16 protein-coding genes are annotated in these 22,105 nt (G+C 58.8%); 9 read left to right on the top strand and 7 right to left on the bottom strand.

Annotated features, from left to right (window positions below; all coding sequences use genetic code 11):
- Positions 1 to 70 precede the first annotated feature (70 nt).
- Entirely contained in the window at positions 71 to 1,018 is a 948-nt protein-coding gene (locus THTE_RS00530) for an ATP-binding response regulator (protein WP_095413588.1), read from the top strand.
- Positions 1,019 to 1,173: 155 nt separating this feature from the next.
- Positions 1,174 to 3,909, top strand: a complete 2,736-nt coding sequence (locus THTE_RS00525; RefSeq protein ID WP_095413587.1) for a right-handed parallel beta-helix repeat-containing protein — start codon at positions 1,174 to 1,176, stop codon at positions 3,907 to 3,909.
- A gap of 81 nt (positions 3,910 to 3,990) precedes the next feature.
- Here THTE_RS00525 and THTE_RS18245 read toward each other — a convergent pair whose 3' ends face one another.
- A complete protein-coding gene (locus THTE_RS18245) occupies positions 3,991 to 4,458 on the bottom strand; it encodes a TM2 domain-containing protein (protein WP_207651743.1) in 468 nt (155 codons plus the stop codon).
- A 358-nt stretch (positions 4,459 to 4,816) separates the two neighbouring features.
- Here THTE_RS18245 and THTE_RS00515 point away from each other — a divergent pair, with 358 nt between their 5' ends.
- On the top strand, positions 4,817 to 8,362 hold the full coding sequence (locus THTE_RS00515; protein ID WP_095413586.1) for an MFS transporter: 3,546 nt from the start codon (positions 4,817 to 4,819) through the stop codon (positions 8,360 to 8,362).
- A 54-nt stretch (positions 8,363 to 8,416) separates the two neighbouring features.
- Here THTE_RS00515 and THTE_RS00510 read toward each other — a convergent pair whose 3' ends face one another.
- Positions 8,417 to 9,406, bottom strand: coding sequence for a hypothetical protein (locus tag THTE_RS00510; protein WP_095413585.1), 990 nt, complete (start codon positions 9,404 to 9,406; stop codon positions 8,417 to 8,419).
- A gap of 363 nt (positions 9,407 to 9,769) precedes the next feature.
- Here THTE_RS00510 and THTE_RS00505 point away from each other — a divergent pair, with 363 nt between their 5' ends.
- A complete protein-coding gene (locus tag THTE_RS00505) occupies positions 9,770 to 11,134 on the top strand; it encodes a HEAT repeat domain-containing protein (RefSeq protein ID WP_157731558.1) in 1,365 nt (454 codons plus the stop codon).
- 7 nt (positions 11,135 to 11,141) lie between these two features.
- On the opposite strand, the gene THTE_RS00500 is transcribed toward THTE_RS00505, so the two are convergent.
- Positions 11,142 to 11,813 carry a hypothetical protein gene (locus THTE_RS00500; protein WP_157731556.1) on the bottom strand — a complete coding sequence of 224 codons (672 nt, stop codon included), beginning with the start codon at positions 11,811 to 11,813 and terminating at the stop codon, positions 11,142 to 11,144.
- Positions 11,814 to 12,500: 687 nt separating this feature from the next.
- Here THTE_RS00500 and THTE_RS00495 point away from each other — a divergent pair.
- On the top strand, positions 12,501 to 14,078 hold the full coding sequence (locus THTE_RS00495; RefSeq protein ID WP_095413582.1) for a phosphoenolpyruvate carboxykinase: 1,578 nt from the start codon (positions 12,501 to 12,503) through the stop codon (positions 14,076 to 14,078).
- Between the two features lie 309 nt (positions 14,079 to 14,387).
- Here THTE_RS00495 and THTE_RS00490 read toward each other — a convergent pair whose 3' ends face one another.
- The gene (locus tag THTE_RS00490) at positions 14,388 to 14,627 is read right to left on the bottom strand and encodes a hypothetical protein (RefSeq protein ID WP_095413581.1); all 240 of its coding nucleotides are present in this window, start codon (positions 14,625 to 14,627) and stop codon (positions 14,388 to 14,390) included.
- Positions 14,628 to 15,667: 1,040 nt separating this feature from the next.
- Between THTE_RS00490 and rpsB the strand changes: the two genes are divergently transcribed.
- The 4 genes from rpsB to frr all read left to right on the top strand — a co-directional run bounded on the left by rpsB (position 15,668) and on the right by frr (position 18,811).
- On the top strand, positions 15,668 to 16,393 hold the full coding sequence (gene rpsB, locus THTE_RS00480) for a 30S ribosomal protein S2 (protein ID WP_095413579.1): 726 nt from the start codon (positions 15,668 to 15,670) through the stop codon (positions 16,391 to 16,393).
- Positions 16,394 to 16,516: 123 nt separating this feature from the next.
- Positions 16,517 to 17,338, top strand: coding sequence for a translation elongation factor Ts (gene tsf / locus THTE_RS00475; RefSeq protein ID WP_095413578.1), 822 nt, complete (start codon positions 16,517 to 16,519; stop codon positions 17,336 to 17,338).
- A gap of 3 nt (positions 17,339 to 17,341) precedes the next feature.
- On the top strand, positions 17,342 to 18,124 hold the full coding sequence (gene pyrH / locus THTE_RS00470; protein WP_095413577.1) for a UMP kinase: 783 nt from the start codon (positions 17,342 to 17,344) through the stop codon (positions 18,122 to 18,124).
- 126 nt (positions 18,125 to 18,250) lie between these two features.
- On the top strand, positions 18,251 to 18,811 hold the full coding sequence (frr, locus tag THTE_RS00465) for a ribosome recycling factor (RefSeq protein WP_095413576.1): 561 nt from the start codon (positions 18,251 to 18,253) through the stop codon (positions 18,809 to 18,811).
- 72 nt (positions 18,812 to 18,883) lie between these two features.
- Here the strand turns inward: frr and THTE_RS00460 are convergent, their stop codons facing one another.
- The 3 genes from THTE_RS00460 to THTE_RS00445 form a co-directional block, all read right to left on the bottom strand.
- Positions 18,884 to 19,777, bottom strand: coding sequence for a tetratricopeptide repeat protein (locus THTE_RS00460; protein ID WP_095413575.1), 894 nt, complete (start codon positions 19,775 to 19,777; stop codon positions 18,884 to 18,886).
- Positions 19,778 to 19,783: 6 nt separating this feature from the next.
- Entirely contained in the window at positions 19,784 to 21,103 is a 1,320-nt protein-coding gene (locus tag THTE_RS00455; RefSeq protein ID WP_095413574.1) for a C45 family autoproteolytic acyltransferase/hydrolase, read from the bottom strand.
- A 496-nt stretch (positions 21,104 to 21,599) separates the two neighbouring features.
- The gene (locus tag THTE_RS00445) at positions 21,600 to 21,896 is read right to left on the bottom strand and encodes a hypothetical protein (protein ID WP_095413572.1); all 297 of its coding nucleotides are present in this window, start codon (positions 21,894 to 21,896) and stop codon (positions 21,600 to 21,602) included.
- Positions 21,897 to 22,105: the final 209 nt, after the last annotated feature.

Raw genomic sequence — 22,105 nt, 5'->3', positions numbered from 1 at the left:
TCGCACCTTTACACAGCGTGACAGGCCACACAACTTGCGAGAAACCTTTCTTTCAGAAAGGGCCTGATGGATGATCCGTGTCCTGGTTGTGGATGACTCGCCGGGTGATCGCCAGTGGCTGGCCGGTTTACTGGCCCGGTCGTCTGATTACGAGGTCATCACGGCGGCCAACGGCGAGGAGGCCATCCGTCTCGTCGCCGAGTATTCGCCCCATGTGATTGTGACCGACATGCTGATGCCGGGCATGAACGGGCTAGAACTGGTGGCCGCGCTACGGCAGGCTTTCCCCGGCCTGCCGGTCATCCTTGTGACGGCACACGGGAGTGAAGATCTGGCCCTGGAGGCCCTCCGACGTGGAGCCAGCAGTTATGTGGCAAAAAGCTGGGCAGCGCGGCGGCTCCTTCCCACCGTCCATCAGGTGGCGGAGGCGGCCGTCCAGCGTGCCAAGATTTCGCGACTCAACCAGTACCTCCAGCATTGTGGATTCAGCTTCAGCCTGGCGAGTGATTGTCAGCTTCTGAAACCGATTCTGAACTTTGTGCACGGCCTGCTGGAGTGCCTCGAGTTGGACAGCGGCGAAATCACGCGGATCAATATCGCCCTTCAGGAAGCCCTTTCCAACGCTGTCTTTCATGGCAATCTCGAGCTATCTTCGGCCCTTCGAGAAGAAGACGAGGCCCAGTATTTCGCACTAGCGGAGCGCCGCCGAAAAGAACCCCCTTACTGCAATCGGCGGGTCTATTTTCGCGGGGAACTCTCCCGCCAGAAGCTCGAGTTCGTCATTCGCGATGAGGGGCCAGGCTTTGATCCTTCCGTCCTGCCCAACCCTCACGATCCCGAATCCCTGGAATGTCCATGCGGCCGGGGACTGCTCCTCATCTATTCCTTCATGGACGAGGTCTCCTTCAACGAACGCGGCAATGAAATCCGGCTTGTCAAGCGGCTCTCTGAAAAAGGCACGCCAGAACAGCCGGTGGTCGGACCGCGGGACGCGCCGGAAGAGACGCCCCTCCGTTGATGGGTGAAACCCAGATCGGGGACTTGTCCAGACCGCTGCGATGAGGGACAATCCTACGCGTTCACGGGCACGGTTGGCGGCCCGGGAACGCGACCCAAACGGCGTCGATCGGAATTTGCTCCCGCCCGAATCATTGCGATCAGAGGGCCTGCCCCATGCGTGCCATCTGGTATTGGACAACGTGTGCTGCTGTCTTACTGGTTAATTCGCTGGATATCCGCGGTGAAGAAACCGTCATCTACGTGAGTCCCCGGGGAAACGACGCGTGGTCGGGGAGGATCGAATCTCCGAACCAGGATCGGAGCGACGGTCCGCTGGCCAGTCTCACAGCCGCCCGAGATGTCATTCGCAAACTGAGGGCGGAAGGCCGCTTGGGAACTTTCCGCGTCCGCATCGCGCCGGGGGAATACACCCTCTCCCAGCCGCTGGTGCTGGAACCGCAGGACAGCGGCACGGATGCATCTCCTGTGATTTACGAGGCGCAGGGGCCGGAAAAGCCTCGATTCACCGGCGGCCGCCGCATCACCGGATGGAAAAAACAGCCTGATGGACTGTGGACCACACACATCCCGGAAGTCGCCGCAGACCAGTGGTATTTCGAACAACTGTGGGTCAATGGACGGCGGGCAACCCGCGCGAGAAGTCCCAATAAGTTTTACTTCTACGTGCAGAGAAAGATTGACCATTTCGTGGATTCTGCCACGGGCCAATCGGTGGAAACGAGCAATCGGGCCTTTCAGGCGCGGAGGGAAGATATCGCGCCCCTTTTCAACATCCCTCGGGAAAGGCTCTCTGACGTGACGCTGGTGACCTATCATTCCTGGGAGACTTCGCGATCCCGCCTGGCCGGCGTCGATCCCCAGCAGAACATCGTCACCATCACGGCTCCGATCCCCTGGGGTTTTGCCTACTGGGGGCCGAATTGCCGGTACCATCTGGAAAATTTTCGGGCCGCCCTGGATGAGCCGGGAGAATGGTTTCTCGATCGGGACGGGACCCTCTTTTACTATCCGCGACCGGATGAGGACATGACGACGGCGGTCGTCATCGCCCCTGTCGTTCCCGAGTTTGTCGTCATTGCGGGAAAACCGGAAAACGAGAAGTGGGTCGAGCATGTGACGCTTCGCGGTTTGGTCTTCGAATACAGCCAGTATATCTTGCCGCCGGAAGGTCACGCTAATAGTCAGGCAGAAGTGACGATTCCGGCTGTTATCATGCTGGACGGTGCTCGCCATGTGAATATCGAAGGGTGCGAGATCAAACATGTGGGGATCTCTGGCGTGTGGTTTCGTCGGGGCTGCACGCATTGCCGCATCGAAAAGTGCTGGCTCGATGATTTGGGAGGCGGTGGTGTGAAGATCGGCGAAGGCTGGGGCAGCGATTTAAGCCAGCCCGCGGTGCAAACGCATCATATCGTGTGTCGTAATAATATCATCCACAGTGGCGGTCGCATCCATCACGGGGCGATTGGTGTGTGGATCGGCCACAGCGGTTACAACGAGGTCCTCCACAACGACATCAGCGATTTCTACTACACAGGCATTTCCGTGGGTTGGGTGTGGGGTTACAAAGAATCGCTGGCCCATCACAATCGTATTGAATTCAATCGTATTCACCATCTGGGATGGGGCGTGCTGAGCGACATGGGAGGTGTTTATACCCTGGGTGTTTCGCCGGGGACGACCGTCAGTCATAACGTGATCCATGACGTTTATTCGTATGATCAATACGGTCGCGGCGGTTGGGGTCTGTACAACGACGAAGGTAGTTCATACATCGAGATGAAAAATAATCTCGTCTATCGAACAAAGACGGGCAATTACCATCAGCACTATGGCCGGGAAAACCGAGTGGAGAATAACATCTTTGCGTACAGCATGGATGGACAAATTCAGCGATCCCGCGTGGAGGAGCATATTTCCTTCTTTTTTGAAAGGAATATCGTCCTGTGGGACAACGGCCCCCTCATCACGGCCGGCCGAATCAATGACGATCTCGTCAAGTTTGCATCCAATCTCTACTGGAATGGCGGTCGAGAGCCGATCGACTTTCAGGGAATGACCCTGGAGGAACGGCAAGCGAAAGGCTGGGATGTCGGTTCGATCATTGCGGATCCGCGGTTCAGAGATCCGGAAAAGGGTGATTTTACGTTGCTTCCGGATTCACCGGCCTTCAAGATCGGTTTTGTGCCGTTCGATTACACCCAGGCAGGACTGGAGGGCGACGCCGAGTGGCGGAAAATTCCGGAGAGTTTTGAATATCCGCCGGTGGAATTTGCGCCGCCTCCTCCCCCGGCACCGCCGCTGGTGCTCGACGAATCGTTCGAGTTTATGCCTGCCGGCCGTCCACCGCTAGAAGGTCAGGCTATTTCGGAAAACCGCGGAGATGCCGTCGTTGTCACGACGGAGCGCGCCTCCGACGGTAAGAAGTCGCTGTTACTGCGAGATGCCGAAGGGTTGGCGAACGTCTTCAATCCGCACTGGATCGTTCGGCCGAATCATACAAACGGCGTTACCACTCTGCGATTCGACGTGTGGCTGGGACCTGGGGCCCTGCTGTTTCACGAATGGCGGACGTGGGACTCGGGGCCCTATCAGGTTGGACCGTCATTGTGGATCCGCGAGGGCCGATTGACCGTCGGCGGAAAGGAACTGGCCAAATTGCCGCTGGAGAGATGGATCACGCTGGAAATCATCTGCCCGGTGGGCAGCTCGGCGACCGGCAAATGGCAACTCCGGGTCGTCGGACCGGATGGTGAGGCCAGATTTCAGGACCTTCCCGTAGGCAGCCAGCAGTTTAAAGATCTCACATGGATCGGCTGGTGCAGCATGGCGCAAACGCCGACAAACATCTACATCGATCGGGTGATTCTCCAGAACCAGGTGCCGTGACATCCGCGTGACAGACGGAGCGAGCGGTTCTTCTCCGGTCACCAGCGGTGATTGTGCCGTGGCACGGGGCGGCCGGGTGTTTCAGAACCACTGCCTCTTTTCCACCGCGTACGTCTGGTAGAAATCTTCGTCACTTTTCGACAGGTAGATGATGCCCTCCACGATCCCGATGACACTCATTACCACGGTGGAGATTCCCAGGGTGCATACTCCACCCACCAGCGACACAAGGAGCATAATGACGCCTGCGGAAGTCAGCCCAAGAATAAACTTATGGATTCCCAAGCCGCCGAGGAGGATGCCGCAGACCCCGGCCGCGGTCTTTTTGGAAACAAAATCTCTGACATGCTGGGGGAGAGGCGGTGGGCCACCCGGCCCCATCCCCGGCATCATCGCAGACGGAACCGGCGCCTGAAATTTTCCCTGGCAGACTGGGCAGGCACAGATCGCCCCGGCCTGTGACGCGGGAATTTGCAGGGCCACCCCGCAGTGCGGACAGGAGACTGTGATGCCCGGTGGTGGAACACTCGGCCCCGGGGAAGCTGCCATCGTTTGTCGTCCTTTCGTATCGGGAGCACACTCTCTCCCCTCAGTATAACCAAACCGGCAACGTTCTGTGGTATTGATTTGCTGGTTCTGCTGGAATTGCCCAAATGGGGCCAAACGGGGACCGGATCCCTCGGCGGGCAGCGAAAGCAACCGTCACAGGCACAAGGGACGGACACCTGTTGGGAGTCCGTCACGCCTGTTTTTTGACAGCATAGCCGGGAAAATTGCGATTGCCACAATGGGGGGGTAAGTGTAGTATGCCTTTCGAAGCGATCCTTCGTAAACTAGGAGTTTTGGGAAGAGACAATGGGGGTGGTGCCGAGCCGGAACAGCATGATCCAGAAGTGTCCCTAAGGCTATGAATCGTTCCGTGGTTGAACCTTTGGAAGGTCAGAAAGAGACGCTCCTGACACGGAGCTTCATTGCGCTGCTGATCACGCAGTTTACGGTCACGCTCAATGACAACATCCTCCGCTGGCTTTTCATCCCGATTGGAAAGGACCTCGCCCAGAGCCAGCTCGGGGAAAGTGCGGACATTGCCCGGGCGGCAGGTTCGTTTATCTTTTTGCTCCCGTTCATTTTACTGGCGGGTTGGGCAGGGGCCGCCGCCGACCGCTTCAGCAAGCGCAGTGTGTTGGTGGGGGCCAAGGTCGCGGAAGTGATCGTCATCCTCATGGCGGTCGCTTCGATTTTGATGGGTAACATCTGGGCGATGGCGGGGGTTCTTTTTCTGGCCGGTGTGCACAGCACGTTTTTCAGCCCGGCCAAGTATGGGAGCATCCCGGAAATCGTGGGTCCGCGGGCGATCTCAGCGGCGAACGGCCTGATCGGGCTGACCACGATGATCGCTGTGATTGTGGGCGGTTCCCTGGGAAATTGGCTTTACAGTCTGACGACGTTACCCGATCCCGACCTTGCCCGACAGCTGGGAATTGGTCCGGGCCAGTATCGCTGGTGGATCCATGCAAGCAGCCTTTTGGCAATCGGAGTCGGTGGGTTGCTTGCCGCTCTTTTCATTCGGCCGCTGCCACCTGCGGATCCTGCGCGGCGGATTCCGATCAACCCCTTTGCTCAGTGTTTTCGCGATCTCGGGGAACTTTTCCGCCATCGCACGCTGGCCCTCGCCGGTTTGGGAAGCACCTATTTCTGGACCCTGGGTCTTCTCCTTCAGCTCACCATCGACAAGCTGGCCGTGCCGGAACTGGTGGGTCCGACCGGCCAGGCCGCCGTCGGTCCGATGCTCGCGGCGCTCACCCTGGGAATTGGGGTGGGAAGCGTGGTGGCGGGCGTGTGGTCTCACGGACGGATCGAACGGGGGCTGGTGCCGATCGGCGCGTTCGGCATCGCCATCATATCCCTCTCCTTTACTTTGCTGCCAGCGGGAATGGGTCACTGGAACTCCTCGCCCTACTATCTCGCCTGTCTACTCCTGTTTCTTTTAGGTTGTGCGGCGGGGCTTTATGACATTCCACTCATTTCGATCCTGCAATTTGAAAGTCCCACGTACGAGCGGGGAAGAATCCTGGCGGCGTACAACTTCTTGAGCTTCTCCGGCATGATCACGGGCTCTGTGGTGTACTGGTTTCTGGGAAGCTTCCTGGGACTTTCAGCACGCCAGATGTTCGCGTGTGCTGGGCTGATCACGTTGCCGATCGCGGCAGTGATCCTCTGGCTGACGGTTATTGACGCTATTCGTGTTCTTTTTGGGTGGATCGCCCGGCATGTGTATCGCTTTCGGGTGGTGGGGCTGGAAAATATTCCCGCCGAGGGAGGTGCGATTGTGGTTTCCAACCATATTAGCTGGTTGGATGGGATGCTCATCATGCTGGCCATGCCCCGGCGGATCCGGATGATTGCTCACGCCAAGTACATCAGCGCGCCATTGATTCGGAGCCTGGCGAAGCGGGCGGGGGTGATCGCCATCGTGCCCGGCTCCAAGTCTCTCGTGCACGGCGTACGGCAGGCGCGAGAAGCCCTCCAAAACGGTGAGTTGGTGGGCATTTTTCCCGAGGGTGGCATGACGCGGACAGGCCAGATGCGGGGCTTTCAGCCCGGTTTTCTGAAGATCGCCCGGGGCCTTGATGTGCCGGTCATCCCTGTTTATATCGACGGTGTTTGGGGGAGCATTTTCAGCTATTCAGGTGGTCGCTATTTCTGGAAGTGGCCTCGGCTGCGACGCTTGCAGGTGACGCTTTACATTGGTGAACCGCTGCGTCATGTGCAGCGCCCGTGGGAAGCTCAGTTGGCCGTCAGTCTCCTGGCAGCGAAAGCGGTGGCGCTGCGAAAGGAGATCGCCCACATTCCCCCGCGGCAGTTCTTGCGGACCGCCCGGAGCCTTTTCTGGCGGCGGAAGCTGGCGGACACGACCGGTATCGAACTCACTGGTGGAAAACTCCTCATAACCGTTCTGGCACTGCGACGGTTCTTGAGACGACGGATTCTGGCCGATGATGAGACCCACGTGGGGATCCTCCTGCCGTCTTCGGTGGCAGGGGTGGTCGCCAACGCGGCGGTAGCGGTGGACCGCCGCATCAGCGTGAATCTCAACTACACGCTTTCCGAAGAGTTGATCAACTATTGCATCAAGACGGCGGGCATCCGCCACGTCCTCACAAGTCGCCGGGTGCTCGAGCGATTTCCTTTCCATCTTGATGCTGAAGTCGTGTATTTGGAGGACCTGCGGTCGCAGATCACCAGAGCAGACAAGCTGGTGGCCGCCCTCCAGGCCCTTCTCCTACCCGCCTGGCTCCTGGAACGCATCCTGGGGCTGCACAGAGTCCGACCGGATGACGTGCTCACGGTGATTTTCACCTCCGGTTCGACGGGCAAGCCGAAAGGTGTGATGCTGACCCATCTCAACATCGGCTCCAATGTCGCGGCATTCAATCAGATTCTTCATCTCCGACGGAACGATGTGTTGTGTGGAATCCTGCCGTTTTTCCATTCTTTCGGCTATACGACGACACTTTGGACGGCCCTTCAGCTTAAGCCCACCGTAGTCTATCACTTCAGTCCCCTGGAGCCGCGGCCCATCGGCCAACTGTGCAAGAAATACCGGGCGACCATTCTTGTGGCCACACCCACCTTCTTGCGAAACTACATCCGCCGCTGCGAGCCGGAAGAGTTCGCCCATCTGGAAGTCGTCATCACGGGGGCAGAGAAACTCCCACCGGAGGTCGCCGATGCCTTCGAGAAAAAATTCGGTGTGCGTCCCTGGGAGGGGTACGGGACGACGGAATTGTCGCCGGTGGTGTCTTCCAACATTCCGCCTTCCCGTGTCCGGGAGCCGTGGTTCGTTTCTGCCAAACAGGGCACGGTGGGGCGGCCTATTCCGGGCGTCGCGGTGAAAATTGTGGACCTTGAAACCGGGGAAGATCTCGGACCTGGCGTCCCCGGCATGCTCTGCGTCAAAGGTCCCAATGTGATGAAGGGGTATCTCCACCAACCTGAGCAGACGGCGAAAGTCATTCAGGATGGCTGGTACATCACCGGGGATATCGCCCTCGTGGATGACGACAACTTTCTCAGTATCACGGGGCGTCTGAGCCGGTTCTCAAAAATTGCCGGAGAAATGGTGCCCCATCTGGCCATCGAAGAGGCCCTGGGGAAGATCGAGGGCCGAGGCGACGAGGAAGCGATCACACTGGCGGTGACGGGGGTACCAGATCCGCGAAAGGGCGAACGTCTCGTTGTTCTCTACACAGAACTGCGGCACACGCCGGAGCAACTCGTGCGGCGACTCCTCGATGATGGCTTTCCCGCTCTCTGGGTCCCGGAAGCCGAAAACTTCTATCGGGTGGAAAAAATCCCCGTGCTGGGCACAGGAAAACTCGACATCAAGGCCCTTCACGACCTCGCCCTGCAGTTGGCCGCAGGTCCTGTTTCCAAACCCGCGGAAGGCTGAGGGTGGTCATAGGCGCTCACTTGCCGAACTCTTTGCCATGAATGGGCAGGCCGATTACTGGCGAAGGATCCTTTCCGGGCGAAGGCTTTGTTCATCCAGGCTGGGCAGGCCATCAGCCATCGCAGCACGCGTCTGCTCGGACTCTTCCCAAGTACTGATGCGGGTAATCCAGTCGGCGAGGGTTTGCCGGGTCTGGGAGTCGATCTTGAGATCGGCCGTAAGCCGCTGCAAAGTGATGGGGCGGAGTCGGGCTGTGCGATACACCGAGCCTACAAAACTCATCGTTTGCTGATAGTTGTTTTCCGTCATCGAACCGAGCAGGGGATGGATCGCCCGTGTGAGAAGTTCCATGCCTGCCTGTTCCACCTGTACGTACAGGTCCAGTTGGGCCGAGACATACGGTGTTCCGCCCGCCTCCCGCAAGAAACTGCTGTTCAGGACAACGACCACTTTCCCCCGCACCGGTCGCAGCATGAGAGGGCCCGAGTAGCTCCCCTCCGAATACACCACGTGCTGCGTTGTACCCGTGTAGATGTAAACCACCTGGGCAATGGTGCCCGCACTATCGTCAAGGCGGTACTGCCGGGGACCCAGCACGTCCAGTTTCAATTTGGTGATCCCCAGCGCCTGCCACATGGCAACAATCACCTCGGGATGCTCGACGAGGAAGCGATAGAATTCCGGCTCACACTCGATGATGGGGGAATTCATGACCTGGAACATGGCCGCATGGTTGACCACTTCCAGGACCTGCCCCCGCCAGGTCGGGCTGAGCTGGTCAAGGGGAATCCGGCTGACCGCCTCCTGCTTTGCGGCTTTCCCACGAGGTGGTTCATTGGGACCGCGGGATGCCCCCACCTCTGCCAGAACCGGATGCACATCCCCGTTAAGCACCAGCGTCAAACCGAGGCTCAACCATCGCAGCAAATCGCGTCTGCTGAAGGGGCCTGTAGCGACTCTGGCAGGCGAGAGGTTCGGAGGGATTTCCACTGCGTTTTCTCTCGGTCTGTTATTGTTATCAGGGGCGAAGATTTTCCAGGTCATAGGACTGATTCTCGAAGCAGACGCCCCGCTCGCGGACAGAAGGCCTTGTTCACCGAAAGTCACTCTACCCATTATTCGGCGAGCAATTTCGCCGGGGTAAATAATTCCTCGCGCAAGAGTTTGTGGAACAGATAACAGTTTTCTGTCTTGTCTATTTTCTCTTGTCTCTGTCCGGACCTCGTGCGACAATCTCGCGGTCGATTCTCGGCTTTGCTGTCCGCTGCCCTGGCCGTCATGCGTGCGAATCCGCTGAGCCAACAAATTCCAGACTCCCAAACTGCTGGCCGGCCCTCGCGGTCGAAGAGGCTTCCCGCAATTTTGATCTGCTTGCGCAAATTGTGTTTTCTCGCCGGATTGTGCGGTTTGTTCATTTTAGGGGCACCGCAGCTTCTAGACGTGGTCCTTCGCGTGCATGTGCGGAAGGTGGGCCGGGAGCTTGCCGCCATGCCGGAGTCCCAGGCATTCCAGATGATTGCCGACTTAGAAGAGCTGGGACCGGCGGGCATCACCGCGATTGCCCGCGGACTTCTTCATCCCGAGCCAGAAGTGGCCGAATTTGCTGCGCGAGTGCTCTGGGAAAAGGTGTTTGCCGCGCGGAGGTCCGCCCAGGCAGCCGCTCAGGCGGACGCTGCCGTGGCCGGCATCCTTGGTCTCTGGCCGGAGATTCCGGCGGACCGGCGGCACAAGGTAAGGCGAATTCTGCGAGATTATTTGGAAGGCCTTTCTCCCGGCTCGGGCACTTCCGCGGAGCTGGCGGTGCAGTGCGCGGCCATCCTCCAGGACCTGCCCCCGGACCCGCGGTTGGCCGAGGAGCCTGCGTCAGAAAGCCCAACTGCGTTATCACAGGCATCCCAAAACAAAGCAGCAGAAGCCCAAAAGCCCGTCGCCAATCCCCTGCGGGCACCGCGATCAAATGCGCATTCGCCACTTGCCGTTGTCAGCGGGGAGAAACCGCCAGCCGCTGCAAAGGGATTTCCGGAGGGATTTCAACTCACGCATTATGAGACGGAAACCGGAATGACGCCGGATTCTCCCGCGAGTAATCCGATCCCAACGTCGGGCGGGAGGTCCCACCAGGATGCACGCACTTTTGGCCGTTTGCCGGAGGAAACCGCCCTTTCTTTCGGACCAGGGCAGATGCCGCCGACGCTCCGCATTCCGGACCGCGCCCAGCCACTGTCTGCGTCGCAAGAGCAGCCCCGTCAACAGGTGGCCCAGGACATGGAAGCATCGCCGCCGAGTGGAACCACCGTTTCGCCACCGGGTCTGGAGTTACCGGGAGCTTCGTCGCTCCAGGACACTCGGGACGGAAGCGCGGATGCCGCAGTGGGGATCGGCCACTTGCGGGACAATCCTTGGCAGCGGGATCGGGCTCTCTGGAGCCAGTTTGCGGCCGGGGGTCCCGACGCGGCAAAGGCCCAGGAAAAACTGCGCGAGGTGGGCTGGATCCCGCAAGCCTTTCTGGTCGGCCGACTCGCGTTTCATCCAAATCCCGAAGAGCGTCGCCAAGCGGTCTCAGCGATTTGGGACACGACCGGTCTGGACCCGCTTCCGCTATTGATGTTGCTGGCTTGTGATCCGGATGAAACGGTCCGCTTTGAAGCACTTTCCGCACTGGGGACCATGTCCGCGCCCGAAGCCTTAAGCCTCATCCGTACAATGGCTGCTCAGGACCCGGATTTCAGAGTCCGCGCCCTGGCGAATGAAATCCTCAGCAGAGCCCGCTAAATGCAGCTCATCGCTTGCGCACCATCCCGCTGAGTTCGACCCGGCCATCGACGATGTGGAGCCATGTCAATTCTCGGATCTGCCCTTTTTCGTCGGGCATGGGAGGAATCCTGATCACGAAGGTGGGGGCACCATCTTTTTGCATCTCGCGGATTTCCCATCCGGCTGTCGCCGCGAAATTCTTGAGTCGTTCGATCAGCGGCCGAACGGGAAGTGGCAATGCACCCAACGACACCCGGCGAAACACGACGACGACCGTGTTATCCTCGGGCGATTGGACGTGGAGGTCAATGCTCAGAATCCCCGAAAGCAGGCCCTGCCTGGCCTTGACGGCGATCCGCACAGTGTCGGGATCCAGTTTGATCCGCGGATCGGACAGCTCAGGCGGCAAAAGGTCGTGGTGATTCTTTGGCAAATCGACGGCCAACCAGGCGTTGATCTCATCTTCGGTGAAAACTTGATACCAGCGGCCAGGATGCTGCACCTGTCCGGCCAGCGCGGTCGTCTTTTGGAGGAGCTGGTCGCTCATCCGGCTGGCCTGAACCGGATCGATCTGGACTTTTTCCAGATAAAAATCGGGGGCCCGAGAGGCCAGGATCAGGAGGATCTGAAACACAATCAGTCCCAAAAGGAAGAATCCCCCGAGCGCAATAAGAACAATCTTGAGCCATCGTTTCACGGATTCGTTCCACTCCTCAAAAAGCCCCAAAAACACTATTGTAGAGGATCAGTCCCGCCGGCGAATATCGCCATTTGGCGGTGACACATCTTCACTTTTCCTCTGGCGATGGGCGCCAACGTCCACAGTAATTTGCCTCAGCCCGCAGGGACCTGCTTGTCCGGTCCGCTCTCGGAGGGACGTGCTTGTCACGTCCGCCATCTACGGTTCGATCCATCTATTTCCTATCACGGGCACGACAAGCGTGCCCCTCCGAAAAAACTCCGGAGGGACCTGCTTGTCAGGTCCGGTTGTGAACCTTGGATGATCCACTCCAATTCACTCGCCTTCTGGTAGGGGCAATTCATGAATTGCCCCTACCCCGCTAGTGACGCCAGGTGGCCAAGCGACACCGGGCACGACAAGCGTGCCCCTCCGAAGGACGTTTCCCATTTCGTCGGCACAACACGGGTTCCCCGGTAGGGGCTATTCATGCATGGCCCCGACGACACCTTGCGCTCGTGGGTTGTCACAGGTTTTTCCAAAATGGGGATGACCTGGCATTTATCGGGGATGATGCATCGGTCGATTTGGGGCAGGCGTACCTGGACGGGGGCTGGCAGTTTTGGAGACCAGCGATTAGCCTAAAAAAGAGGCTCAGCGAGCCGAGACAGGGGGTTTGTCGTTTCATTTTCCGGGAGGGACGTTATGTTCGAAGAGTTTTTGCAGGCCGCACGTACCATTTTCGAGCAGGCGCAGCAGGAAGGAAGACTGATCCGCAACCCCGATACAGCGCGCCTCCGCGCGATGGCTCTCGAAGAACCCGAAGTCCGCGAAACCCGCTACGGCAGCCTGGAGGTGGACTCGGAGCCTACATCCCGGGCGGCGATGTTCACCAAGAACAATATTGACACCAAGTTCGGCAAAGAGGAGTACGATCTTCTCGAGGCTGCCAAACGCCGGTTGGCTCAGCAGGAGCTGGTGAGCATCGATGTCCAGGTTGGCGACGGCACGGAAGGGATCACCGCCCGGCTCATCGTCCCCCGGCGGTATGCTCATGTGGCCTACGCAGGGCTGAAGCTTTTCAAGCCGACCAGCACGGATAACCCCACCTACCAGGTGATCATGTTCATGGATGAAGCCTTCGAGGCCAATAAACGCAAGAAGCTTCCGGAAAAAGATATCACCATCCGCCTGGCCCACTCCCCCGACGGCCGGATGGTCAAGATCGTCAGGAACAGCAATTACTTCGGCGAGTGGAAAAAAGGCGTCTTCGCGGGTGAGGACTGGCGGGTAAAGCAAAAGGGCAACGCGATCTTTCTGCATGTGGGATGCCGGCGGGACACCCTGGAAACACCCCACGGTGGATATCGCACCGTGTGCTCCCTGTTTGCCGCACTCAGCGCCAACGGGAAGACGAGCACCACCTGCAAAGTGCTGGCCCGAAAAGGTCGGGAGCGTTCCTGGCTCATTCAGGATGACGGAGGCGCCCTGTATCGCGATGGCTCATTCCGAGGGTTTGAGCCCGGCGGAATTTTTATCAAAACGGATGGCCTTAACCCCGGCGATCAGCTCGAGGCCTACTACGCATGCCTTAAACGGGAGACATTTCTGGAAAACGTCTGGATTGAACCCGACGGAACTATTGACTTTTTCAACATGGAGCGGACGTCCAACGGTCGGGCGGTGGTGGAGCGCCGCGATTTTATGCACGCCGCGCAGACCATCAATGCCGAACGCGTCGATAATCTGTTCCTCATCACTCGGGGAAGCACTATCCCTGCGGTGGCCAAATTGACTCAAGAGGAGGCCGCCGCATTCATGGTTCTGGGACAGTCCATGGAATCCTCGGCCGGTGATCCCACTCAGGCGGGTAAGATCAAAAACGTGTTCTTCTACGATCCATTTGTGGCTGGAGACCGCGCGGAGCACGCCAACCTGTTTTACGATATCCTCAAGGAGAATCCCCACATCCAGTGCTACCTGCTGAACACTGGCTACGTGGGAGAAGGCGAATCGATGCGAGACATCCGCCTCCAGGACACGATGGGGATTCTGGACTCGATCCTCCGCGGCGGCCTCGACGAGTGGGTCTATTCCCCCCGAACCAAACTCCATGTGCCCACCGCGGTCCGCCTCGTGGATTCCATCCTTTTCCACCCCGAGAAACTCTTCCCCCACGATGTATTTGAGGAAAAACAGACGGCGTTGGAAAAACATCGGGCGGAGTTTATGGACCGCTTTCCCGGACTACGGCCGGAAATCCGACGCGTCTTCCAGCGGTAAGCCCAGCTTCCCCGTGGGGGAAAGAGCCGCAAGATTACGGCCTTCCAGTACCGTGAGCCTGATGGAGCTGGGTTGATCGGTCGGGGTGGAACCCAACCCCCACTTTACTGGAGAAACGTGTTTTTACGCGTCCATCGGTGGGAGGGTCTTCGCCCGGCGGAGGGACGGCTTCACGCTGTCCTTTGGGGCTTCCCGGCCGTCCATTAACGGGGGCATTTGACCGCGTCCGGTGGCCCGGATGGAACCGGGGCCTCCACCCATATCGACCTGGAAGGTGCGAATCCGACGGTCTATGGTGCGAAAACGTGTTCAGGCGGACGGACGACGGTAATATTGGTAGGCTAGGAGGACTTCGTAAAGATCTAGGGAGATCGTGATTTCTTCCTGTTCAAAATCTTTCAGCCAGGTCCGCTGACAGCGCACGGCATCCACTAAAAGGGGCAGAATTTCGCCCAGCCGCACGTTCACCAGTGAAGAAATGGTGTTTTGTTGGGTTGGGGCCTCGTCTTCCTGAGGGCCGTAGTAAACGCGGAGATGTGTGCGTGGCATAGGGCTTTTCTCCGGATGAACTCCCAAAAAGGCACCTGCCGGCCTTTCCGCCGGTGCAACCCTCTGTCCCCCTGGGCGTCAAGATTATCGGCGTTCCGATTGTGAGGCTTTGATCAAATTCGCGGAATTTGCGGTTTGGTCTGAAAAGGCTATCAGAAACGAGGGGCTGACACATCCCGCGTTTTTTCTTGTGGCGACGGCTAGGCAGACGTCCCCACAGATTGGCATGGCAGCGAGATTCAACCCGCCGGGACCTTCTTCGGAGGGACCCGCTTGTCGGGGCCGCCTCTTGGAAAGACCCGCTTGTCGGGGCCGTGATTCAACGTTGGATCGTCCGCTCCGCTGCAGCGGGGACTGAAGTCCCGCGCGGAAAGCGGGGCTAAAGCCCCGCACTCCATGGAGTGCGGCGATTTATCGCCGCTTTTTAGTGAAGGCTTTAGCCTTCACAATCTCACCGTCGGTCCGGATGTAAACGGAGTACCGGTCGGGTGAAATACGATCCTGTAATCCATGACATGGATAGACTCGTTTACGGTGTCCAATCGTGACGCGTTCAATTACTCCGGGCACGACAAGCGTGCCCCTCCGAATCCTTTTTCGGAGGGCCCCGCTTGTCGGGGCCGCCTCTTGGAAAGACCCGCTTGTCGGGGCCGTGATTCAACGTTGGATCGTCCGCTCCGCTGCAGCGGGGACTGAAGTCCCGCGCGGAAAGCGGGGCTAAAGCCCCGCACTCCATGGAGTGCGGCGATTTATCGCCGCTTTTTGGTGAAGGCTTTAGCCTTCACAATCTCACCACCATGGATCCGGATAAAATCGCAGCTTCTCACAGGCCTGTGCAAGAAGTGGAGACTGGAGATCTGCGGACAGGCCGCGTTCAACCGCTGGTTGACCCATTTTGCGAAAGCGGGTATGCTACAAGTCTCTGCCTTGAGCGGTCCAAGGTAGAGCGGGAAAGTTGGTAGACCGGGTGAATTGTTGAACTAACGGCGGACGCCCCTCTTCTGGGGACATAGCCGCTGTGCCTGTGGTAGGAGAAACGTGTGAGTAACATTTTGGTCAAAGATCTGATCGAAGCGGGAGTTCATTTCGGCCATCGCACGAGTCGCTGGAATCCCAAAATGCGGCCGTATATTTTCGGCCGAAAAAATGACATCCACATCATTGACATTCGCGAAACGCTGCGCGGTCTGTTGCGGGCACGCAAATATCTCCAGCAACTCGGTGCGAAAAACTCGATGATTCTTTTCGTGGGGACCAAGCGGCAGGCAGCGGACATCATCGCGGAGCAGGCCCAACGCTGCGGCATGCCGTACGTCAACGACCGGTGGCTGGGTGGGACGCTCACGAATTTCGCCACCATCCGCAGTCGGTTTGCCCGCCTGGAAGAACTCGAAGCCCTTGTCCACAGCGAGGCGATCAACACGTATTCGAAGAAGATGCAGTCGGCGCTCAACCGCGAATACCGTAAGATTTATCGGAACCTGCACGGCTTGCGGAAGATGGATCGCCTGCCCGAGTGCCTCATCATCGTGGATCCCAACAAAGAGAAGAACGCCGTGCGGGAAGCAAGAAAGCTGGGGATCACCACAGTGGCTCTGATTGATACTGACTGCGATCCCGACGAAGTCGATCTTCCCATCCCCGGCAACGATGATAGCATGCGTTCCATCGAAATCATTCTGAGATATCTGACGGACGCCATCCTCGAGGGCAGAGCGAGCGCGATCTCCAAAGAAGAGCCGCAACCTGTCGCCTCCCACGCGTGATTGCGGGGGCCACTTCCGAGGTTGCACGCCAACCAATTGCCGTGCCGAAGTAATCTGTCCTTAAGCTGATGTGCGTCCTGCAAAGGCAGCAATCACGGTACCGAGTACAAGGAGACAACTGATATGCCGGAAATCACTGCTTCCGCTGTGAAGGCCCTCCGTGAACGCACGGGTCTGCCCATGATGGATTGCAAGCGTGCTCTGGAGGAAGCAGGCGGCGATCCCGAAAAGGCCATCGAAATCCTCCGCAAGTCCGGACAGAAGGTCATGGAAAAGCGAGCAGGCCGGGAAACGGCGTTCGGCCGCATCGGCCTGTACAGCGACCCGGACAGAACAGCGCTTGTGGAACTGTTCTGCGAGAGCGCGCCGGTGGCAAAGGCCGAAGACTTTGTCAAACTGGTGGGCGAGTTAGCGCGGCAACTTGCCCTGGGGCCGGGAGCTTCCACTGCGGAAGAACTCCTTGATCAGCCATCCAGCGAGCCGGGCAAAAAGCTTCGCGATCTGTATGAGGAGACGATCAACCGGATTCGCGAGGCGTTCCGTATCGGACGGCTTCTTCGCGTGGAGGGGAAGTGTGGGGCCTACCTCCATCACGATGGGAGCAAGGCGGCCGTCGTGCAGGTCGAGGGAGACGACCTCCAGGTAGCCAGGGAAATCGCCATGCATGTGGTGGCCATGCGGCCAACGGCACTCCGCCGCGAGGACCTGGACCCGGCCCTCGTGGAAAAGGAGCGTGAGATCCTCACCGAGGCCACCCGCAAGGAAGGTAAGCCGGAAAACCTTATCCCCAAGATCGTGGAAGGCCGTCTCAAAGACTTTTACTCTCAGCACTGCCTGGTGGATCAGCCGTTCGTCAAAGATCCCAAGAAGACCGTGGGCAAAGTGGCGGAAGAGGCCGGGCTGAAACTTGTCCGCTACTGGTATTGGGAGGTGGGAAAGGAGTGAGCCGTGGCCGAAGCTGCAAAGTCGGGTTCACCGTATCGGCGGATCGTCCTGAAAATCTCGGGAGAGGGGTTTACCCGAAGCGGTGAACGCGGGATCAACATGGCGTCTGTTGTGGCGCTGGCAGAGGAGACTTATCGGGCGGCTCAATCAGGGGTCCAACTGGCGATTGTCCTCGGTGGTGGGAATATCCTGCGGGGGGCACAGTTCTCGGCGGGGACGACCAGCATACAACCGGCCACGGCCCACTACATGGGAATGCTTGCGACCGTCATCAATGGTCTGGCCTTTCAGGATGCCCTCGAATCGCTCGGTGTAGAGACCCGGCTCGTCTCCGCTGTACCGATGGAGGGTGTGGCTGAACCCCATATTCACCGCCGTATCCAGCAACATCTTGAAAAAGGCCGGATTGTCATCCTCACCGGCGGTACCGGTCGCCCCTTTGTGACGACCGATACGGCGGCAGCCCAGGCCGCCCTGGAAATCGGGGCCGATATTCTCATGAAGGCCACCAAAGTGGATGGAGTCTTCAGCGACGATCCTGCCAAGAACCCGCACGCCATTCTCTACAGTCAGATCAGCTACCGTGACGTGCTGCGGCAGAACCTCCGCGTGATGGATCCCGAGGCCATCACCAAGTGTGCCGAGCATCGTCTGCCCATCGTCGTGTTCAATTTCCGGCGGCCGGGCAATATCGAGCGAGCTGTGCGTGGCGAACGGGTCGGGACCCTCATCACCGAAACGGAAACGCCGGTTCGCGAATCGGAGCTCTCCGCCACTCCCGGATGACGGGTGAGTGGGGTGAACTGGTGAACTTCGCGACAGCCCGCTACAATCATCGAAAAAGTCGCGTCCTGGGGTCCGGGGGCGACGTGATCTGCCTGCTGGACGAGCCTCAAGGAAAGGGTGTGCTGCATGACGGAAGACGAAATCCTCCTGACCGTCGAAGAGAAAATGGAGAAAGCGATCTCCGTCCTCAAGGAGAACCTGGCGGGCATCCGCACAGGTCGCGCCAATCCCGGACTCGTCGAATCAATCAAGGTTGAAGCCTACGGGACATCCGTGCCACTGAAACAGTTGGCGGCCGTGGGAGCCCCCGAACCGCAACAGCTCGTCATCCGACCGTACGATCCCGGCACACTCAAAGACATCGAGAAGGCCATTCGCGCGGCCGACCTGGGATTCAATCCCCAAAACGATGGACGAGTCATTCGCGTCAATGTCCCGCCGCTGTCGATGGAAGTTCGCAAGAAGATGGTGGCCCGCATCCGCGAGCTCTGCGAGGAGGCTAAAATCGCCATTCGCAACATTCGTCGTGAAGGCAACAAACTGGCCGACCAAGCTGAAAAAGACAAACTGCTTTCCGAAGACGACTGTGAACGTCTCAAGGAGCGGATCCAGGAGCTGACGAAAGAATACGAAGAAAAAGCCAACGAACTGGCCAAGAACCGCGAAAAAGACGTGCTGGAAGGCTGAACCTTTCGCGCTCCTTTTCACGACAAAATCCAACCTGGGAAAGGGCTGCATGGCACAGGGAACAATGGTTGCTCAGCCGCGGAAGAGCAGTGCCCAAAGCACCAGGTGAATTCCCAGGAAGGCGAGCACCAGTAGAAAGATCCAGTTGCCGATTCCCGCCACATCCAGCACGAGGGCGACGGCCAGGGCGCCAGTGTAGGCCAGAACCCACCACATCAGGGAAAACCATCGCCATGACCCGGGATCCGGTCGGCGCGCTTCGAGGTCCAGTGCCCGCTCCACAAGGATCCGTTCCAGGTTTCGTTTTTTGGTCTCGCCCTGGATCCACTCCACGATGGGGCGAGCCTGCTCATGGTCCTGAAGCAACTTGCTGATCGCCAGGGCCTCGTTCTGTTTGCCACGAAGTAGCAGATACTGCGCCATGAGCGCCTGCGCCTGCACGTTGTTGGGATCCAGAGCCAGTGCCCGCTTGAGTGACTCTTCCGCCTCCTGAAACTGGTGCATACGGAGCTGGGCGGCTGCCAGAAGACTCCACGCCTGCGAGTTGCTTCGGTCTGCTTCCACCGCCCGACGCGCTGCTTCCAGCGCGGGCTTGGGACCCCGGTGATCCACCATGAAACGAGCAAATTCTCGCAGCACGGCTGGCGCGCTGTGGCTCAGTTGCACCGCTTCTTCCCACGCCTCCTGCGCCCAGGAAAGCCGATTCTCGGCCTCGGCAGCCATCGCGAAGACCATCACCACCTGCGGATCATGCGGCTCGAGCTGCCTCGCCCGGCGGGCATCCTCCAGCGCATCCCGGAATCGCCCCAGCCGAATCAGCACCAGGGCCCGCATCGAATATCCCGTCGCATCCGCAGGATCTTCGGTCAACCACTGATCGGCCTCACTGAGAGCGCGAAGATATTCCTTGCGGTCGATGGCCTGGAGAACGTTCTCTAAGTGTTCCTCACGCTCGACGGGATCCATCGGCCATCATTTCTCCCCTCCACTTGCCGGTGAATTTTTTCGGAGCCACTGCGACAGTTCCACACGATGATAGGGTCTTTTTGTCGCCGGAGGTTGTCCCCGCGCCAGATGGAGTGTCAGATTCTCCGGATCAAAAACCATCGATTGAATCGTCAGAAAACGAAGATTGACCTCGTCCAGCTTCCGCTCAAGGGTGGGCAGGTCGATCCGTGACAGCTCGGCCGCCTCCATCAACCGCTCGTATCGCCACGAAAGTACCGGCGTGCGTAACCGTGCCGTGCGAAAGTGATTTGTGCAGGCCAGCAGTCCGTCCTCCGCATAACGAACTTCCACACTCTTCGGCGTGATTTCCGCCACAGCCGCCTTCTGCCGATCGCAGAGGACGATGTTGAGCAGCGTGGTGCGCGGAGAGGAACGCAAAACCGCCACGGCCTCATCCACCGTCGCGCACTGTTCCATAATCCGCCGCAGCAGCATTGCATACGGCATGCCGTGGGGAGAAAACATGGGGGCGCCGTCGCCCGTAAGGTGGACCTCGTGCACCGCCAGGCACAGACCCGCTTCGTTCATGCCTGAGAGGCAACCAATGAAGCCGGGAAATCCCACCGAGGCAAAGCGATAACGCTTTCCCGACTGATCGTACACCTTGACGATCGTGTAACGATAAAGCTGGCGGGGCGAGAAGAAATCGAGATTTCGGCCGAAAAGCATCGTGCCGGTGACGCTCCGCTCGGGCAAAACGACAAGTGACGAACACGCCAGATCGCGATACATATCGGGAAGGGCATTGACGGCCAGCAATTCATCCAGGGAAACGCCAGCCTTTTTTGCAAGAATCGTCAATTCGCGGCGGTAATCCTCGGGGATGAACCGCCACAGGCCGCGACCGCGATCCACCAGTCCTTCCCAACCGCCCGGGTAGGCCAGCGTCGCCAGGAAATCCTGCGGTGCCGCCACCAGATTCGCCGTCGCATCGTGCGTGAGGGCCGCTTCCTGCTCCGCAATCGCCTCGGGGTCACCGTGCAGGATCAAGACGGGCACCTGGTTGACGATGCGAAGAACTCCCCCTCCGTACTCGCCCTCTCGATAGACTTCCGGGAGTGACTCGTCGCGTGCTGCGGCATCCGGCCCACGGGGCGGCCCCTCGTCTTCCCCGAGAAGTGAAAGAACTCTGTCTCGAAGTGCCGACCACCAGGATGGTTTGGCCGGTTCGTCGGCCAGGGCTGGGCCCGAGGAGACACACGGATGTCCTGGTGCGAATAAAATAACTCCCGCCAGAAGGAGTCCCGCCGCTAGAACGGCCCTATTCTCAGACAGTGATCTCATGAATGAAGCACCTGCCGGCACGAGCAAAAGGATGCTACCCCAACCGGATCTATCCCCTTTCAATCGTATAGATGTCGCCGAGCCCGTGCAACGCAAAGGGCGAAATGGAGGGGGAGGCCCGTCGTGCCCGACTAAAGGGATGGATCACCAAACGTTAAACAGTGGACCTGACAAGCAGGTCCCTCCGGCAAAAAAGGAATCGGAGGGGCACGCCCGTCGTGCCCGCAGAAAGGCGATCGATCATCCGATCCTGACGAGCGGACCCGACAAGCGGGTCCCTCCGAATAAAAACGAATCGGAGATGCACGCTTGTCGTGCCCGGTGAGGAAGGATGGACGAGCAATCGTTAAACCGCGGACCTGACAAGCAGGTCCCTCCGGAAAAGGTCCCCCCAACACATTGACGTGACAAGCCGGTTCCTCCGGGAAAAACTTGGGAAAAACGCGTTGGAAGACTTCCGCCCCGAAAATGGGCAAAACAAGTCACATCGACGGCCTCATCCCGTGGGATTTTCGATCCATCGGGCATAGCATCGGGCGCAGAGATAAAAGCTCACACGACGATAGACCTGATCCATCGCTTCCTGCGCAGACAGTTGTGAAAGCTCCTCCAGAACATCGCGGAAAGCCTTGTTGAGATCGGCCGATAAGTCATCGAAATCGAACTGGGGTGGAGAGGGGTCGGCCATGGCCTCAATGTTGATGAGGTAACAGGATCCCCGACCGAGGTGCAACTCCACACCGCACCGCTGACAGGCCACCGGATATTGATAGGCTGGGTCGTCCCGACTCATATCGGCATTTTAGCCTACTGTTGCCTCATGGCTCAACAAATCGGCACGCTGCCCGATTTTCACTTTTCTAAACATGCGAAATGTTGGGGGCGAAGACGGGTAGGGGCAATTCATGAATTGCCCCTACGGGTCGGAGGGGCACGCTTGTCGTGCCCGCAGAAAGGCGATCGATCATCCGATCCTGATGAGCGGACCCGACGAGCGGGTCC

The organism is Thermogutta terrifontis (assembly GCF_002277955.1).
Taxonomy (GTDB): domain Bacteria; phylum Planctomycetota; class Planctomycetia; order Pirellulales; family Thermoguttaceae; genus Thermogutta; species Thermogutta terrifontis.
This window is presented reverse-complemented; position numbering and strand designations above follow the sequence as displayed.